This window comes from Myxococcus sp. MISCRS1 (assembly GCF_026626605.1).
Lineage (GTDB): Bacteria > Myxococcota > Myxococcia > Myxococcales > Myxococcaceae > Myxococcus > Myxococcus fulvus.
The window spans coordinates 2768009-2785420 of the sequence record NZ_JAPNKB010000001.1 but is presented as its reverse complement, the minus strand read 5'-3'; the positions used below and the strand labels follow the sequence as shown (position 1 = coordinate 2785420).

Annotated in this window: 11 protein-coding genes; 5 read left to right on the top strand and 6 right to left on the bottom strand. The window is 69.5% G+C overall.

From position 1 onward, the window contains the following. Positions 1 to 3: 3 nt before the first annotated feature. From OWM54_RS10650 to OWM54_RS10640, 3 genes are read left to right on the top strand one after another with little or no spacing between them, the layout of a single operon-like run. The gene (locus OWM54_RS10650) at positions 4 to 4227 is read left to right on the top strand and encodes a type I polyketide synthase (RefSeq protein ID WP_267697418.1); all 4224 of its coding nucleotides are present in this window, start codon (positions 4 to 6) and stop codon (positions 4225 to 4227) included. Between the two features lie 36 nt (positions 4228 to 4263). Beyond that, entirely contained in the window at positions 4264 to 4953 is a 690-nt protein-coding gene (locus OWM54_RS10645) for a DUF2071 domain-containing protein (protein WP_141332189.1), read from the top strand. Then, positions 4950 to 5918 carry an alpha/beta fold hydrolase gene (locus OWM54_RS10640; protein ID WP_267697417.1) on the top strand — a complete coding sequence of 323 codons (969 nt, stop codon included), beginning with the start codon at positions 4950 to 4952 and terminating at the stop codon, positions 5916 to 5918. The genes OWM54_RS10645 and OWM54_RS10640 overlap by 4 nt, the downstream gene beginning before the upstream one ends. Before the next feature lie 54 nt (positions 5919 to 5972). On the opposite strand, the gene OWM54_RS10635 is transcribed toward OWM54_RS10640, so the two are convergent. The 4 genes from OWM54_RS10635 to hrpA all read right to left on the bottom strand — a co-directional run bounded on the left by OWM54_RS10635 (position 5973) and on the right by hrpA (position 13856). Continuing rightward, positions 5973 to 7811, bottom strand: coding sequence for an AMP-binding protein (locus tag OWM54_RS10635; protein ID WP_267697416.1), 1839 nt, complete (start codon positions 7809 to 7811; stop codon positions 5973 to 5975). A gap of 21 nt (positions 7812 to 7832) precedes the next feature. Then, positions 7833 to 8639, bottom strand: a complete 807-nt coding sequence (locus tag OWM54_RS10630) for an enoyl-CoA hydratase/isomerase family protein (RefSeq protein WP_267697415.1) — start codon at positions 8637 to 8639, stop codon at positions 7833 to 7835. A 197-nt stretch (positions 8640 to 8836) separates the two neighbouring features. Next, entirely contained in the window at positions 8837 to 10090 is a 1254-nt protein-coding gene (locus OWM54_RS10625) for a hypothetical protein (RefSeq protein WP_267697414.1), read from the bottom strand. Positions 10091 to 10145: 55 nt separating this feature from the next. Beyond that, entirely contained in the window at positions 10146 to 13856 is a 3711-nt protein-coding gene (hrpA, locus tag OWM54_RS10620) for an ATP-dependent RNA helicase HrpA (RefSeq protein WP_267697413.1), read from the bottom strand. Positions 13857 to 13934: 78 nt separating this feature from the next. Here hrpA and OWM54_RS10615 point away from each other — a divergent pair, with 78 nt between their 5' ends. Then, the gene (locus tag OWM54_RS10615) at positions 13935 to 14423 is read left to right on the top strand and encodes a hypothetical protein (protein ID WP_267697412.1); all 489 of its coding nucleotides are present in this window, start codon (positions 13935 to 13937) and stop codon (positions 14421 to 14423) included. Between the two features lie 55 nt (positions 14424 to 14478). Here the strand turns inward: OWM54_RS10615 and OWM54_RS10610 are convergent, their stop codons facing one another. After that, entirely contained in the window at positions 14479 to 15249 is a 771-nt protein-coding gene (locus OWM54_RS10610) for a hypothetical protein (protein ID WP_267697411.1), read from the bottom strand. Positions 15250 to 15379: 130 nt separating this feature from the next. On the opposite strand from OWM54_RS10610, the gene OWM54_RS10605 reads away from it, so the two are divergent. Further along, complete coding sequence (locus OWM54_RS10605) at positions 15380 to 15757, top strand: type II toxin-antitoxin system PemK/MazF family toxin (RefSeq protein WP_141331646.1); 378 nt, start codon at positions 15380 to 15382, stop codon at positions 15755 to 15757. A gap of 1 nt (position 15758) precedes the next feature. Here OWM54_RS10605 and OWM54_RS10600 read toward each other — a convergent pair whose 3' ends face one another. Then, positions 15759 to 17387 carry an LVIVD repeat-containing protein gene (locus OWM54_RS10600; protein WP_267697410.1) on the bottom strand — a complete coding sequence of 543 codons (1629 nt, stop codon included), beginning with the start codon at positions 17385 to 17387 and terminating at the stop codon, positions 15759 to 15761. Positions 17388 to 17412 lie beyond the last annotated feature (25 nt).

Here is a 17412-nt window from a genome sequence, read left to right as displayed (position 1 = left end):
GAGATGACGACCGAGGACATCAACTACCGGCAGATCGTGCAGCAGCAGCTCGTGAAGATTCGCAAGCTGGAGGCCCGGCTGGAGAAGGCCGAGTCGACGCCCCGAGCGGAGCCCATCGCCATCGTCGGAATGGCGTGCCGCTTCCCGGGTGGCGTCACTACGCCGGAGGCGTACTGGGAGCTGTTGCGAGACGGCGTGGACGCCACGATGGAGGTGCCGGCGAATCGCTGGGACGTGGACGCGCTCTATGACCCGAAGCCGCAGGTGCCGGGGAAGATCAACACCCGCCGGGGTGGCTTCCTGAAGGACGTGGACCAGTTCGACGCCCAGTTCTTCGGCATCTCCCCGCGCGAGGCGGCGGCGATGGACCCGCAGCAGCGGCTGTTGCTGGAGGTCGGCTGGGAGGCGCTGGAGCGAGCGGGGTATCCGGTGGAGCGCCGGGGCCGGCAGCGCGTGGGCGTCTTCGTGGGCGTGATGAACACGGACTACAGCCAGCGCATGCTCGCGAACGCGGACCTGTCGCAGCTGGACCCGTACTTCGGCACGGCGAAGGGTGCGTGCTTCAGCGCGGGCCGCCTGTCGTACGCGCTGGGCTTCCAGGGCCCGAGCATGGCGGTGGACACGGCGTGCTCGTCGTCACTGGTGGCGATGCACCTGGCCATCCAGAGCCTGCGCCTGGGCGAGTGCCCCGTGGCGCTCGCGGGCGGAGTGAACCTCATCCTCTCCCCGGAGGTGAGCGTCTACCTGGCGAGCAGCGGCGCACTGTCTCCCGAGGGCCGCTGCAAGACGTTCGATGCCTCGGCGGATGGTTATGCGCGCGGCGAGGGCTGCGGCGTGCTGGTGCTGAAGCGGCTGTCGGACGCGATTGCGGACGGGAACGAAGTGCTGGCGGTGATTCGCGGGACGGCGGTGAACCACGACGGTCCGAGCAGCGGGCTGACGGTGCCGAACGGGATGGCGCAGCAGGCGGTGATACGCCAGGCGCTGGAGAACGGAGGGGTGAAGGCGACGGAGGTCAGCTACCTGGAGGCGCACGGGACGGGGACGTCGCTGGGAGACCCGATTGAAGTGGACGCGATGTGGGGAGCGCTGGGTGAGGGGCGGAGCGGAGAGTCGCTGTGGCTGGGCTCGGCGAAGACGAACCTGGGACACCTGGAGTCGGCGGCGGGAGTGGCGGCGGTGATGAAGGTGGTGCTGTCGCTGAAGAACAAGCAGTTGCCGCCGCACCTGCACTTCAAGACGCCGAACCCGCACATCGGCTGGGACCAGATGGCGGTGGAGGTACCGACGAAGCTGACGCAGTGGGAGCCCAAGCAGACGCGCCGGCTCGCCGGTGTCAGCTCCTTCGGTCTGAGCGGGACGAACGCGCACGTCATTCTGGAAGAGGCGCCCCCGAGGGCGGAGCCCGTCCAGAAGCAGGACGTGGTCGAGCGCCCGAAGCACGTGTTGGTGCTGAGCGCGCGAAGCCCGAGCGCGCTGGAGGAGCAGGCGAAGCAGTACGCGGGAGCGCTGGATGGGGCTGCGGTGGGAGACGTGTGCTTCACGGCGTCGGTGGGAAGGACGCACCTGGAGCAGCGGCTCGCGGTGGTGGGCGCTTCAGCAGAGGAGCTGAAGTCGAAGCTGGAACGCACCGTGGCGGGAGAGTCGGTGGCCGGAGTGGTGAAGGGGCAGGCGGTGGGGAAGGAGAAGAGGAAGGTGGCCTTCCTCTTCACGGGGCAGGGAAGCCAGTACGCGGGGATGGGAGAGGAGCTGTACCGGACGCAGCCGGCCTTCAAGGAAGCGCTGGAGGAGTGCGCGAAGGTGCTGGAGGGGGTGCTGGAGAAGCCGCTGCTGGAGGTGATGTTCGGCCAGGGCAGCGAGCTGGACGAGACGAGGTACACGCAGCCGGCGCTGTTCGCGGTGGAGTACGCGCTGTGGAGGATGTGGAGGAGTTGGGGAGTGGAGGCGGACGCGGTGCTGGGGCACAGCGTGGGGGAGTACGTGGCGGCGGTGGTGGCGGGAGTGATGGGGATGGAGGACGCGCTGAAGCTGGTGGCGGAGCGAGGCCGGCTGATGCAGGCGCTGGGGGGGGAGGGGGAGATGGTGGCGGTGGAGGCACCGGAGGAGTGGATTGCGGAGGCGGTGAAGGGGCTGGAGGAGAGCGTCTCGATTGCGGCGCGAAACGGGCCGAAGCAGTGGGTGGTGGCGGGGTTGAAGGAGGGAGTGAAGGAGGCGGAGCGTCGGCTGGGGGAGAAGGGCGCGAAGACGAAGAAGCTGAAGGTGTCGCACGCGTTCCACTCGCCGCAGATGGAGCCGATGCTGGAGGCCTTCGAGGCGCGGGTGGGGGCGGTGAAGCTGGAAGCGCCGAAGCGGGTGCTGATTTCGAATGTGAGCGGGAAGAAGGCGGGAGGAGAGGTGGCGAGCGCGAAGTACTGGCGCACGCACGTGAGGGAGGCGGTGCGATTCGCGGAGGGGATGGAGTCGCTGAGGAAGGAGGGGGTGGGAATCTTCCTGGAGGTGGGCCCTGCGCCGGTGTTGGTGGGGATGGGGAGGCAGACGCTGGAGGAGGAGGGGCTGGAGTGGGTGGCGAGTTTGAGGAAGGGGAAGGGGGAGTGGGAGACGGCGCTGGAGGCGCTGGGGGCGCTGTACGTGAAGGGGGTGGAGGTGGCGTGGAGCGAGTACGAGAAGCCGTACGCGCGCCGCACCGTGTCCCTGCCCACCTACCCGTTCCAGCGGCGTCGCCACTGGCACGCCGAGCCCGTGCCCCAGCCGCGCGTGTCGTCGCCGTCCACCTCGTCGTCCGTGGTCCGCGTGGCCTCGCAGCTCCAGGCCTCGAGCGAGCTGGGCAGCGTGGGCGTGGCGGACGTGTACTCCGACTTCGGCCGCTCCTTCGAGCGCTTCAACACGCGAGGCCAGGAGCTGTACCTGCACTGGGCTCCGCTGCGTGAGGTGCCCAAGGGCTTCTCGTGGCTCAAGGTCTTCTACCCCGACCTCTTCCCCGAGGACGACCACGTCCACTTCGAGCACGTCTACGGCGAGGCGCTGCGCGAGCTGCGCTCCGTCACGTACCGCGCGGTGGACTTCTCCTCCATCCGGCGGGTGCTCGACATCGGGTGCGGCTACGCGTCGGACCTCATCGACCTGGCGAAGAACCACGCCCACCTCAAGCTGGACGGCTACAACATCACGCTCGCGCAGGTGGAGGCGGGCGGCAAAAAGGTGAAGGAGCGCGGCCTCCAGGACCGCGTGCGCCTGTTCAACCGCGACAGCTCGAAGGACGAGTTCCCGGACCAGTACGAGCTCATCCAGGCGTTCCAGGTCATCCATCACATCGAGGACAAGCGCGGCGTGCTGGCCAACATCCAGCGGCACCTGGCCAACGGAGGCCTGTTGGTCGCGTCGGACATCGTCTCCACGGTGGACGAGACGCTGCGCCACGAGGAGTCCGAGGCGCACCTGCTGCCGCGCAAGGAGTGGGCGCAGCTCTTCGCCGAGGCGGGGCTGCGCATCATCGGCTGCGTGGACCTGAGCCGCGAAATCAGCAACTTCTTCGATGACCGCGAGTACGACGCGTCCATGGCGCGGCTCAAGCAGAACATCACCGCCGCCGAGAGCGCCTTCATCGTGGGCCCGCACATGCTGGGCAAGCTGCTGGGCACGGGGCTCGCGCAGTACCTGGTGCTCACGCTCCAGAAGGAGCCCTTCCTCAGCCGCGACGTCCTGCTCTCCATGAACCAGCGCTACCTGGACGCGCCGCAGGCCTACGCGGACATCGTGGCCCACGCGGACGCGGAAGGCCGCTTCCCGCTCGAGGCGCCGCGCTCGGCCAGCACCGCCGCCGCCGTGCGCTCCACGCAGTCGACGGGCGGCCTGTCGCTGTCCGCGGACCCGGCGCAGGCCCGGGGGCAGCTCAAGTCGTTCCTCGAGGAGCGCATCCGCAAGGTCCTCCAGCTCGCGAAGGAGGACACCGTGGCGTTCGACTCGACGTTCATCTCGCTGGGCTTCGACTCCTTCACGGGCCTGCAGCTCAAGAACGTGCTCGAGAAGGAGCTGGGCGTGTCGCTGCCCATGTCCCAGCTCTTCGAGGACCTCAGCCTGGACGCGCACGTGGACCGGATGCTCGCGAGCGTGAAGCGCGCCGCGCCCGCCGCCGAGTCTTCGCCCACCGCGGCCGAGCCCACCCTGGACGTGGACGCCATGTCCGAGGACGAGGTCAATGCCCGGCTCCAGGCCCTGCTCAAGTCCTAGTCGTCATCCCGCTTCCACTCTCTCCAAGGAAAAACCATGAGCCTCAAAGACCTCCCCATCACCCTCGCCGGCAAGCTGCACGACATCGAAATCGTCCACTTCACCGTGGACCTGGAGGAGATGAAGCAGCACATCCCCTCTCAGTTGAAGGTGCGCTCGGTGGGCGGCAAGTCCGTCGTGTCCCTGGTGAACGTGACGCCGCACCGCATGGGGCCCCAGTTCCTGCCTCCCGTCATGCGCCCCACGTATCAGGCGTTCCTCTTCCGCACGCTGCTGGAGGACGCCGAGTACAACGAGGAGAAGAAGGACAAGGGCCTGTACTTCACCGCGGTGCGCTCGCCCAGCTTCATGGCGCGCACGGGCCTGAAGCTCTTCACCGACATCGTCATCGAGTCCTGCGTCACCACGCGCACCGGCAACCGCGTGGACCTGCGCACCGGCGACCGCTTCGTGCGCTACGAGCTGGATGACCACGCCCCGGTGACGGTGGACCCCGAAATCGAGGACATCGCCAACACGCTGGACCGCGCCTACACCGTCAACGCGGACGGCGTGGTGCGCCGCGTGGTCATCGAGCGCTACCGCTGGCCGCTCAAGCAGGTGGCCTGCAAGGACTTCGCGACCAACTTCTTCAAGTCCGCCGAGCCGCGCGCTTGCTACAAGGTGACGGAGGTCATCGACTACATCTGGAAGCCCTTCGAGGTCATCGCGAGGCCCCGGGCGTGAGCGGCCCGTTGCCCTATTCGGGGGCCGAGTACTGGAAGAACTACCTGCTGCGCTGGTACGGCGGCGAGGAGACGCTGCGGCAGTGGACGCGGCACGTGCGCGAGAGCACGTACCGCGGACAGCACCGCACGCACGCGCTGGACATCTACCCGGGAGCCAGTCCCGAGCGGCCCGTCATCATCCTGGTGCCGGGCTCGGTGTCCTACGGGCGGCTCTTCGCCTACCCGGCGCTGCTGCTGCGCGAGCTGGGCTACAACGTCATCACCTTCGACTTCGAGGGCTGTGGCCTGGACCGTCAGGGCCTGGGCGACTACACGCTCGAGGCGCACGTGAAGAACCTGGTGGACGTCATCCAGCGCGCGCGCCAGGAGTTCAAGGGACCCGTCGTCACCTTCGGCCTGAGCTTCGGCGGCATGACGTCGTATCTCGCCGCCGAGCGCACGCCGGTGGACGTCATGGCCTGGTACGCCTGCGTGGACCCGAGCGACCGCGAGTTCATCCAGACGGAGTTCAGCCCCGGCAAGGCCATGCCGCTGGTGGTGAGCCTCTTCCGGGGGCTCGCGAAGCTGATGCCGAAGGTGCGCGTGCCGGTGAAGGCGTTCCTCCAGTACTCGCGGCTGTCGGACTCGGCCGACTTCAACGACGCGTACGGCAAGGACCCACTGGTGGGGGGAAGCTGCACGCTGAGGGCGATGGTCAGCGTGATGTCCGACTACCGGAAGAGCGTTCCCTTCGGCGCCGCGCGGTTCCCGTTCCTGGTCATGCATGACCGGCAGGACCGGATGTTCCCCATGAAGTACAGCCGCAAGACGTACGAGCAGCTCGGGGACATCCCCAAGGCGTACGTGGAGCTGGCGGGGCAGGGCCACTGGCCCACGTCGCCCGAGGGGATGAAGGCGCTCATCGCCCCGCTCGATACCTTCCTCCAGGGCCTGCCCCTGGGCGCGAGGGCCGTGGGCAGCTGACGCCCGCGAGAGGCCGAGGCCGGGGGAGTATGCACCCGGCCCCGGCTCGGTGTCTCACGCCAGGACGAGCACGCGAGCGCCGGGCTCGGAGGCGAACAGCTCCCGCACCAGGCCCGCGCGGTTCTCCCGGACGACGCGCTGGTTGATGGAGCCCTTGTCCGTCAGCTCGTGCGTGTCGAAGGACGGAGGCTCGGCCACCAGCAGCAGCCGGCGGATGGCGTGGGACGAGCCCGGGAAGGCGCGGTTGTGGCCCTCGAGCGACTCGCGCAGCCGGTTCAGCACGTCCTCGCGCGCGTGCGGCGGCGTGTCAGCCGGCGCGGGGCCGAGCAGGGCGGTGATGGCGTTGGGGTTGAGCCAGGCCATGACGCCGACGGCCTCTTCCCCGAGCCCGCAGATGACGCAGTCGGAGAGCAGCGGCGCGGCGGTGGTCAGCACCTGCTGCCTCAGGGCGCTCGCGGCCACGCGGGTGCCGGTGTTGAGCTTGAAGTCCTCGGCCAGCCGGCCCGCGAAGACGAGCCCCGCTTCGGGCCGCGCCGGGTCCAGGAAGCGCACCGCGTCGCCCAGCTCGTAGAAGCCCTCCTCGTCGAAGCCCTGTCGTCCCGTGGGCTCGGCGTCGTGTCCCGGCGTCACCGTGGGGCCCTTCACGCGCAGGGCGTGGCGGTCATCGGTGGGCACCAGCTTGAGCTGCACGCCGGGCAGGGGCAGGCCCACCAGGCCCGTCTCGTCGGTGGTCCAGTGCACCTGGGTGATGCACTGGGTCTCGGTGGCGCCGTAGATGGTGGTGAAGGGGATGCGGTGGCCCACCGTCCTCACCGCGAGCGCCTGCAGCTCGTTGGCGACGGGGGTGGGCAGGGCGGCGCCGCCGTAGGCCATCGTCTCCAGTCGGCGGAAGAAGGCCTGGCACAGCTCGGCGTCGGTGCGCAGCGCGTCCACGAGCATGCGGAACGCCACGGGGACGGAGGAGAACTCCGTGGGGGACACGCTCTTGATGTTGGCGATGGTCTTCTCGAAGAGGCCGGGCATGGGCCGGCCCTCGTCGAGGTAGACGGTGGCTCCGCGCAGGAGGTTGTGGTTGAAGCCGATGTTGCCGCCGCCCACGTGGCTCCAGGGCATCCAGTCGAGGATGACGGGCGCGGGGCGGTCCGAGGCGGGCATCTCCAGCGCCGCCCAGCTCGCGAGCTGGTGACACATCATCCCTTGAGTCTGCGCCACACAGCGGGGCTGCGCGGTGGAGCCGGAGGTGAACATCCACTTGGCCACGGTGTCGTGGTGGATGCGCTCGATGGAGTCGTCCACGGCGGACGTGGGCTGTGTGTCCAGCCACGAGGACAGCCGCGAGTGACGGGGCGCAGTGGGAGTGCCCGTGGCGGTGACGACCTCCACATCGGTGAGGTCCAGGGACTGGAGGGCCTTGGCGAAGCGGTCCGCGTCATCGGTGTAGACGATTGCGGGCCGGCACACGGCGAAGGCGTGGCGCAGCTTGCCGTGGTCCGCGCTCCAGAGCGAGAAGGGCACGCTGATGGGGGCCACGGGGACGCGGGCCATCATGGCCCCGAGCATCACCACGGCGAACTCGATGGAGCTGCCGGAGAGGAGCATCACCGAGCGGCCCTCGGGCAGCGCGCGCGAGAGCAGGCCCTGGGCGAAGGCGCGCGCCTGCCGGTGGACGTCCGCGTACGTGTGCTGTCGCCACGAGCCATCCGGCGCGCGCTGCGCCAGGAAGACGCGGTCGGGGATGGCGCGGGCCTGTCGGGCGAGGACGTGGACGATGCTGCGCTCGACGTCCGTGTACGAGTAGCCGCTCTCGAGCAGCAGCGAGCCATCCGGGCGGGACTGGACGCGCACGCTGGGGCCGCGCATGGCGAGGGGACGGTAGGGAGTGTTCGTTGTCATGGGTGTGGGCTCCAGGGGCTCTCAGCGACCGACGAAGCGCGCGGGGCGCTTCTCCAGGAAGGCGCGGGGACCCTCGACGGCGTCCTCCGTCTGGTAGATGGGCTCGGCGATTTCGAGCTCCCGGCGCAGGGCGTCCTCGAGCGGCAGGCCCAGGCACTCGCGCACGGAGCGGCGGATGAGGCGCACGGCGACGGGGCCGTTGGCGGCGATCTGCTCGGCGAGCTGGAAGGCGGTGGGGAGCAGCTCCGCGCGCGACACGACGCGGTTGAGGAAGCCGAGCTCGAAGGCGCGGGAGGCGGGGATGAGCGCGCCGGTGAGGAGCATCTCCATCGCGTGGGCCTGGGGGAGCTGCCGGGGCAGCCGCACCGTGGAGCCGCCCGCGGGGAACAGGCCCCACTTCACCTCCTGGAGGCCGAACGAGGCCTCGTGACAGGCCACGCGCAGGTCGGTGGCCTGGGCCAGCTCCATGCCGCCGGCCACGGCGTGGCCGTTGATGGCTGCGATGACGGGCTTCTCGCAGTCGAAGTCGCGCAGGATGGCCTTCCACCCGAAGCTGCGGTCTGCGACGAGCGCCTCCTCGAAGCGGTCCTGCGGCTTGCGCGCGCCGGAGAGCAGCGGAATGGTCTTCACCAGGTCCGCGCCGGCGCTGAAGGCCTTCTCGCCCGCGCCGGTGACGATGCCCACGCGCAGGTGTTCATCCCGACGCAGCCGCTCCCAGGCCTCTGCCAGCTCATAGGCCATCTGCGCGTCGATGGCGTTGCGCGCCTCCGGCCTGTCCAGGGTGATGAGCGCCACATGGCCTTGCACGTCGAAGCGGACTGTCGCCATTCGGGATTCCTTGCACGAGGATGAGTCCCGAAGACTAGCTTCTCTCGCAGTGAAGTCGTGCGGCATGAGCGCACGAATTCATGGCGCGCCGTGGCAAGGCGCGTGCGGTGACAGGCATTGGGCCATGAGGTGGTGATGACCCCGACGAGGGCCTCGCGGCGAGGGCTGCCCGGGGTGTGCCGGGCAGCCCCGCATCGCTACTTCGTGGAGGCGTCGGGTGCGGGGGTCGGCGGGGCGACGACGGAGACCTTGCCCTCATCCTGCTGGAGGGTGTGCGTGCTGCCCGGTGTGTAGCGCTTGAACTCCTCCAGCGTGGCCGGGACGTAGGTGATGGCGGGCCCGGCGTCGCCGTGGAAGCGCACGGTGTACTTCGCCTCGCGGGTGTCGCGCTCCTTCTCGCCAGAGTACAGGGCCTTGGCGGGCTTGAGCTCGGCGGCGGTAGGCCAGCGCGTCTGCACGGTGGTGCCCTGGGCCTTCACGTCCCGCTCGTGCGTCCAACGCCACGCCTTCCAGGTGAACCAGGTGGCGTCGCGCGGCACGCCGCGGTAGCGCGGCTCCTTGCGCGTGCGGCGCTCGTCGACGTAGCGCGGCTCCTTGCGCGTCTTCGTCACCGAGCAGTAGCGCGTCTTGCAGCGCTTCTCGCCGCCGGTGCAGGTCGTCTTGCAGGTGGCGAAGCCGTTCTTGTTGCTGGTGCAGGTCTCCTTGCACTTCTCGGGCGTGGTGGTGCAGTCCTCGCCGCAGGCCTCCCTGTCGCGGTAGGTCTCGGTGGTGAAGCCCTTCTGGACGCGCTCCGTGTAGGAGACGGTCTGGTAGCCGTCGAGCACCTGGTCGTCGTGGTGGTGGCGCTTGCCCTGGGCCTTCACCTGGAGGGCGTCCTCCGGTCGGTCCTCCTCGAAGCCCTCCTCGTCCACCAGGCGGTAGCGCTCCACGCTCACGGTGTGCTCCCAGGCGACGTCCTGGACCTGGAGCGCGCGAGTCCACTCGGGGCCCTTGGCGGCGGTGGTGGCGGCGGCGGCTTCCTTCGTCGTGGACGACGAGCCGCTCTGTCCGGCGATCATCGCGGGGCAGCAGCAGAAGAGCGCGAGGCCCAGGAGGATGTAGCAGCCGATGCGGCGGGGCTTGCTCTTCCCGGTGGGCAGCTCGGGAGGAGGCGGCACGGAGTCGGCGGTGCTCGTGCCATCGACGGCGGAGGCGCCGCAGTTCTTGCAGCCACCGTCGAGGGCGCGCTGGTCGCTCTCGCAGTAGGCGCAGCGCCAGTTGGGGCCGGAGGTGGCCATCCTGAGCAGCGCTTCGTCCGTCACGGTGACGGCGGAGGCGGTGTCCTCCGGCATCTCGTACTGCTCGCTGCCGTCCTTGGCGTTCTTGCAGCGCTGGCACACCATGTGGCGGCCGAGGTTGCGGTGGTTGCAACTCGAACAACGCCAGAACATCTCAATATGCCGCTCCGACATCTTGGTGTTTTCCCCCTCGGGTGAATACAGCCGAGCGGAGCGGCCTATAACAGTTCTATCGAAGCGCCGCGAGCGCCGCGCTGACCTTCGCCACTGTCACTGACACGGGCGTCGTCACCTCCGGCGCGAAGATGGCCACGCGGAGCTCCTCGAACGCCCACCGCAGCTCCTGCGCCGCCTCCTGGTCGCGCACGGTGGCGCTCTTGGTGAGGAAGGTCTCCCACAGGGGCGTGAACGGCGCGGCTTTCCCCGCGTCCTTGCCCGGGTTCGCCACCGCACGCGACAGCCGCGCCTGCACCGCGCGCAGATAGCGCGGGTAGTGCATCAAGCGTGAGAAGGGGATCCACTCGATGAGCTTCGCGGGGAACAGCTGCGCGAGCTGCGAGCGGATGTCCCGCACGGCCGCCGCGCCGCTCGGCCCCTTGGACGCCGTCTTGAGCGCCGCGAGCGTCTGCGCGAGCTCCCCAGACGTGACGATGACCGCGTTCGCCCAGTCCCGTGCCTCCTGCTCGATGCGCGGTGAGCCCTCCCGGAGCAGCGTGTCGAACGCCGCCTTCGTGCGAGGCAGCGGCGCGCCCGGCGCGAGCTTGAACGCATCATCGACTGCGCGTGCGAGGACGAGCGCCTTGAACGCCTCGGCCTGGCCCCGCGCGGGCGGTGCTCCGTCCAGCGACGGGAAGGGCTGCGGCATGCGCGAGGCGCTGACGGCCACGTGCCCACGCGCGGCGAGCATCAGGAGCCGCCGGACCCCCGTGCGCGAAGCCGCATCGGCGGCCGCGGACGTCTCCAGCAGCACCAGGTCCACCGTGGCCCCCCGGTCGACGAGCGCGGGATAGCTGCGGACCTCGAGCCCACCGACCCGCCGGGTGACCACGGAGGGCAGCTCCCCGAACGTCCACGCCGTCAGCCCCTTCTTCTCCCAATCCGAGGTCGGCGCCGTGCTGCGCAGCACCGCCCGGGCTTGACCTCCGTACTGCTTGAGCAGCGCGTCGACATCGCGTCCCCGCGCGAGTTCCTTCCCCTTCTCGTCAATCACCCGGAGCGTCAGGCGCAGATACGGCAACACGGCCTCCGCCCGGAAGGACTCCTCGGGCACGTCCATGCCGCTCAGCCGGGACACCGCGCGAGAGAGCGCTGGAATCAACGGCCCGCGGAAGGGCACCAGCTCCTTCGCGAGCAGTTCCACCAGGTCCGGCAACGACCCCAGCTGCTTGCGCTGGGCGCGGGGGAGCTGCTCGAGCAGGGCGGTCAGCTTCTCCCGATGCCATCCAGGGATGGTCCAGTCCAGTTCACCCGGGACCATCTGGGCGAGCAGCAGCAACGGCACACTCAATGTGATGCCATCGTCCTCGGCCGAGGGGTCGAAGGTGTACGTCACCGGCACGGACGCGCCGTGCAGACTGATGGCATCCGGGTAGTTCGCCGGAGACAGCCCCGGGTCGTACGCGAGTGCATCCTCCATCGTGAGCACGAGCACGTCAGGGTCGGCCGCCTCTGCCTTGCGACGCCAGACCTCGAAGGCGGCGCCGTCCGTCACATCCTCCGGCAGGCGCTTGTCGAAGAACGTCAGCAGCGCCTCGTTGTCGAGCAGCTCGCTCTTGCGCGCCTTGTCCCGCAGGCTCGCCACGCGCTCGAGCACCCGGCGGTTCTTCTCCTGGAACGCCCCTCGCGAGCGGTACTCGCCCCGCACCAGGGCGTGCTCGATGAACATCAGGCGCGCCCGCTCGGGGTCCATGCCCGCCAGGGCCACGGGCCGCTCCTTGAAGACCGGGAGCCCGAACAGCGTCGCGCTCTCCTTCACGACGGCGCGCGCGGACTTCTCCGACCAGTGCGGTTCGGAGTAGCTGCGCTTGAGCAGGTGCGGCGCCGCCTCCGAGAGCCACTCCGGGTCCAACTTCGCCGCCGTGCGCGCGAACAGCTGGGACGTCTCCACCAGCTCGAACGCCATCACCCAGGCCGGGGGCTTCTTCGCGAGCGCCGACGAGGGGTGCACCATGAAGCGCGTCTGCTTCGCGCCCGTGTAGTGTCGCTGCTCCGGATTCCACTGGCCGATGCGCGACAGGAGCCCGGTGAGGAGCGCCTGGTGCAGCACGTCCCCGCGCACCGGCGCGCCCTTGCCCTTCTTCGGCAGGCGCAGGTCGCGGACCGTCTCCTCCAGCTGACGCTGGACGTCCCGCCACTCGCGCACCCGCAGGAAGGACAGGAAGTTGTCCCGGCACACGCGCCGCAGATGGGACGTCCCGCGGCTGTCCGCCTCGCGGATGAAGGCCCACAGCTTGAGCAGCCCCGTGAAGTCCGAGTGCTCGTCACGGAAGCGCGCGTGCAGCGCGTCCGCCTTCTGCGCCAGCTCCCGAGGCCGCTCACGCGGGTCCTGCAGGTTGAGCGCCGCGGCGACGATGAGCACCTCGTCCTGACATCCGTACTCGGCGCCGGCGAGAATCATCCGCGCGATGCGCGGGTCCACCGGGAAGCGCGCGAGCTGGTGCCCCAGGGGCGTCAGCGCGCGCTCCTTGCCCTCGATGGCCCCGAGCTCCTCCAGCACCCGCCAGCCCTCGGCGATGGCCTTCGGCTGGGGCGGGTCGAGGAAGGGGTAGTCCTCGACGTCACCCAGGCCCAGGGACTTCATCCGCAGGATGACCCCCGCCAGTCCCGTGCGTTTGATTTCGGGGTCGGTGAAGGCGGGCCGCGACGTGAAGCTCGCCTCGTCGTAGAGGCGCACGCAGATGCCCTCGCGCACGCGGCCACAGCGCCCCTTGCGCTGGTCGGCGCTGGCCTGGGAGACCGGCTCGATGTGCAGCCGCGTGACGCCCGAGCGCGAGTCGTAGCGCGACAGGCGCGCCACCCCCGTGTCCACGACGTACACGATTCCCGGGATGGTGATGGACGTCTCCGCGACGTTGGTGGCGAGGATGACGCGGCGCTCGGGGATGGAGGCGAAGACCCGCGACTGCTCGGAGGCGGACAGGCGCGAGTACAGGGGCTGCACCACCGTGCCGCGGAGGTTGCGCGCGTTCAGCGCGCTCTCGGCCTCGCGAATCTCCCGCTCACCCGGGAGGAACACGAGCACGTCCCCGTCCGGGTCGAGCGAGAGGACGTTCGCCACCGAGTCGGCGACGGCGTCCGCCAGCTCGTCGTCCTCGGGGGGCGGCTCGTAGAGCACGTCCACCGGGAAGGTGCGGCCCTCCACCTGGATGACCGGAGCGCCGCCGAAGAACTGCGAGAAGCGCTCGGTCTCGATGGTGGCCGAGCTCACCACCACCTTGAGGTCGGGGCGCCGGGGCAGGAGGCGCTTGAGCCACCCGAGCAGGAAGTCGATGGTGAGGCTGCGCTCGTGGGCCTCGTCGAGCACGATGGTGTCGTAGCGGCGCAGGAGCGGGTCGCTGTGGATCTGCGCGAGCAGGACGCCGTCGGTCATGAACTTCACGGCCGTGCTCCGGGACGAGCGGTCCTCGAAGCGGATCTGGTAGCCGACGTCCGTGCCCAGCTCCGTGCCGAGCTCGCGCGCCACGCGCGCCGCCACGCTGGTCGCGGCGATGCGCCGGGGCTGGGTGACGGCGATCTGCCGAGGGCGGCCACGCCCCATGGCGAGCAGTATCTTCGGCAGCTGCGTCGTCTTCCCCGAGCCGGTGGCCCCCGCGACGATGACCACCTGATGGGCGGAGATGGCCTTCGTGATGTCCTCCACCCGGCTCGAGATGGGGAGCTCGGGGGGGAAGCGCAGGGTGGGCTGGCCGCCAGGGGGCGGAACGGGTGATTCGCCGGACATGGCCCCATGGACTAGCACTGAAGCGCCCGCCGTGCCCCTGACGAATCGTGTGGGAGCCTGCTCGGCCGGCGCTCCAGGATGCATCCCGCCCGCGCCATCCCGTATCGTCGTCGGATGACCCCGGGGCGAACCCTCACCGACCTGATGGCCGAGGTGTCCAGCCGAGCCCGCGATTGGGGCTCGGTGCAGGAGCTTGGCGTCGCGCCGGAGACGGTCATGGCCGCATGGCGGGCCAGCGACGACCCGGTGGCGATGCTGCACCTGCTCGTCGCGCTGCACCCCCAACGCGAAAAAGAGAAGTGCCTCGAGCTGGCGACCGCGCTGTCGTTCTTCGAACCCATGCGGGAGCTGGCACACGTGATTCGTCGCTGGAGCAGCGGCGCCGTGCCGACGAACGGTCAGTCCCCGTTCTATTTCATGCGGCTCTTCCAGCGGCTGAACAGCTCCTTCCGGTGGATGGAGGAAACGACGCGGTCAGACCTCGAGCCCAAGCTCGTCGCGGCGATCCGCGCCGCGTTCCCGGACCCGTACACGCTCGACGGGCCCGCCGCTTCGGGTCCAGGGTGAACACCTCAGACCGCGAGAGGGCCCGTGCAACAGGCCCTCCCGCGAGAGTCTTCACCTACCAGATGCAGGAGAGCCCGGAGGACATGGTGGGGAACGCGGAGAGGGCCCCATCCGGGACCACGCCGTGCGTCGGATGGGAGGTGGCGTGCTTGCGCAGGCCGGGGGTGCTGCTGTTGATGTAGCCCACCGCGTAGAGGGTGCTGCTGGAGCGCTCACGCAGCACGGCGCCGCAGAACGGCTCGTTCGAGACGCTCGCCAGCGTGCCGAGCGGAACCGTCTTCACGCTGCCGTAGCCACCGAAGTACGCGATGTCCGCGGGGTCGGTGAGCAGGTACTTGGCACCGGCGACGAACAGGTAGATCTGACTCGTCGTGCGCTCCTGCACCAGGAGGCTCTTGACGTAGGTGTAGTCGATGAAGCGGTCGTTCCAGTTGCTGTTCGGGATGTTGTGGACCTCCTTCCAGTCATCCCAGACGTCCAGCTCCGTGGGGTTGGGAATCCACCAGAAATGCTGACCCACGACGACGTAGATGGGTGCGGTCCCAATCTGACGGAAGAGGGTGCCGTCCATGGGGAGCTCGGTGTACGAGTCGATGGTGGCCTGGGGCAGGGGCACCAACGAGCGGCCCGAGTAGAGGCTGTGCTGCGCCGGCGGGATGAAGAAGCGCGCCCCGCCCGCCACGTAGTAGCGGTTCGAGGTCTCGATTCCGAGCAGGACGGTGCCATCCGGAGCGGCCACGTAGCCGGCGAAGGCCTTCGCTCCGAAGAGGCTCAGGCTCAACACGAGCCAGCGGGTGATGCAGGCGAGGGAGGATGTGACACGCACGGATTTTTCTCCTGACATGAGGGGGACCTTCTGATGGGTTCCGCCGCGCCCACTCGGCGCGGCAGGGGGACTACGAAGGCGGCCCTCCTGTCTGGTCATGCCTCCGGGCTTCGCGGGAGATACTTGCGCCATGACGACCATCCCCGACACGTCGCGAATCGACCGGGGCGACCTGTACTGGCTCGCGCCCGATGACTCGCGAGGCCCCGCGCCGGCCTACTCGCATCCGTACGTGGTGGTGCAGGAGGACGTCTTCAACCACTCGCGAATCACCACGGTGGTGGTCTGCGCGCTCACCTCCAACCTGCACCGCGCCGCCGAGCCCGGCAACGTCCTGCTGGAGCCCGGCGAGGGCGGCCTCCCCCGCCAGAGCGTCGTCGTGGTGTCGCAGATCGAGTCGGTGGAGAAGTCCCGCCTCGGAGCGCGCATCGGCGCGCTGTCCGAGGCGAGGGTGGAGCAGGTCCTCGCCGGCCTGCGCTTCCAGCAGGCGTCGTTCTTCCGGCGCTAGCTCAGGGCTCGTTGAAGATGAGCAGGCCGCGCGCGGTGTCCACCACGTAGACGTGGCCGTCGCCCGGCACGCGGATGCCGATGGCGCCCTCGAGCAGGTTGTCGGTGCGCTCCGGGTCGTCCTCGCGGAAGGTGTTGAAGTGGGCGATCTGCTTCGGCTGGGGAGGAATGGAGACGTCCAGCACGCGCAGGCCCTCGTGGTAGTAGGCGATGTACAGACGCTTGTCCTTGAGGACCATGTTGTGGATGGACGTCTGGTTGCGCAGCTTGTACCGGCCGATGAGCGGGATGTTCGTGGGGTCGGTGACGTCCAGCACGCGCAGGTGGGTGCCCTGGTATTCGCCGCCCTCGAACGCGATGGTCCTCCCGCCGAACGTCCCCACCGCGCCCGCGTGGCTCATCGACGTGCTGTTGTCCGACGCGAAGGTGTACGCGCCCAGCTCCTTCGGGTTCATCGCGTCCTTCACGTCGAAGACGACATAGCCCGAGCTGAAGTGGTTGACGTAGAGCCGGTCCTGATAGGCGAAGCTGTCGTGCGCCGAGGGCAGGTAGGACGTCGTGTCGGACACGACGATGCGGTTGAGCAGGGTCGGCTCGAGCGGCCGGGAGATGTCGAACAGCAGCGTCTCCCCGTGGGCCGAGGGACCGGGTGACACCGCGTACAGCCGGTCTCCCTCGACGAAGAGCGTGTGGACGTTGAGGGGCGGGCCGCCGGGCACGTTGCGCACGAAGGTGGGGTTGGCGCGCTCGGTGATGTCGAAGACGAGGACGCCCGTGTCCTTGCTCGCGACGTAGAGCGCGTCACCGCGCGTCCAGGCCGCGTTCCAGTAGGAGTCTCCGGGGAGGGATATCTTCTTCGTCAGCACGGGGCGGGCGCGGTCGCGGATGTCGAAGACGGTGAGGCCCCCCGGCGTCCGGGAGCCCCAGGGGACGGACACGACATAGGCGTGGTGCCCGTCGACGTAGACATCCACCGGCTGTCCGGGCGTCACGAAGGTCTCGGAGAGCAGCCGCAGCCCGCCCGAGGACTCGGCCTCACCCCGCCCCCACGTCATCCGCGCGGCCTCGAAGGTCCCGGTGCCGCCCACCTTGCCGTTGGTGCAGCGGGCATAGCAGCCCGTCACATAGCCGGGGCGGGAGACCTGACAGCCCAGGAGCGCCACCTGCCGCTGGGCGTTCGCGAGCTCGAAGCGGCTGGTGAAGTGGAAGCGGCCCGTCAGCTCCTGTCGGGTGAGGGGCCGCTCGTCCATCGTCCCCGCCCCACCGCCCCGGGGCACCCTCACGCTGACGAAGTCCGGGTACGCGTCCTGGTTGCGCAGGTCCACCATGTAGATGCCCTGCGGGTCCAGGGTGGCGAGCGAGGCCGTGTCGCACTTCGACACGTCGAACAGCGCGGGCGAATCACAGTCGAACGTCGTGCCGCGGGCGACGGTGGCGGTGCAGGGCGCGTACTCGCCCGGGTCCTCCCAGTCCGTGGGGTCCACCAGCGGCGTATAGGTGCCGTCCCACGGGTCCACCGGCGGAGGCGGAGGAGGTGGCTCGGGCTGTCTGGGTTTGTCGTCCGAGCAGGCGAAGCCCAGCAGCATGAGTCCAACGAAGATGGCGCGGACGGCGGGTGACTCGAGGGCCATGAGGGTGAGGCTCCTGTCGAGAGGC

Coding starts and splice junctions, on each gene's coding strand:
- OWM54_RS10650 (WP_267697418.1), top strand. CDS start 4: ATGACGACCGAGGACATCAACTACCGGCAGATCGTGCAGCAGCAGCTC.
- OWM54_RS10645 (WP_141332189.1), top strand. CDS start 4,264: ATGAGCCTCAAAGACCTCCCCATCACCCTCGCCGGCAAGCTGCACGAC.
- OWM54_RS10635 (WP_267697416.1), bottom strand. CDS start 7,811: ATGACAACGAACACTCCCTACCGTCCCCTCGCCATGCGCGGCCCCAGC.
- OWM54_RS10630 (WP_267697415.1), bottom strand. CDS start 8,639: ATGGCGACAGTCCGCTTCGACGTGCAAGGCCATGTGGCGCTCATCACC.
- OWM54_RS10625 (WP_267697414.1), bottom strand. CDS start 10,090: ATGTCGGAGCGGCATATTGAGATGTTCTGGCGTTGTTCGAGTTGCAAC.
- hrpA (WP_267697413.1), bottom strand. CDS start 13,856: ATGTCCGGCGAATCACCCGTTCCGCCCCCTGGCGGCCAGCCCACCCTG.
- OWM54_RS10615 (WP_267697412.1), top strand. CDS start 13,935: ATGCATCCCGCCCGCGCCATCCCGTATCGTCGTCGGATGACCCCGGGG.
- OWM54_RS10605 (WP_141331646.1), top strand. CDS start 15,380: ATGACGACCATCCCCGACACGTCGCGAATCGACCGGGGCGACCTGTAC.
- OWM54_RS10600 (WP_267697410.1), bottom strand. CDS start 17,387: ATGGCCCTCGAGTCACCCGCCGTCCGCGCCATCTTCGTTGGACTCATG.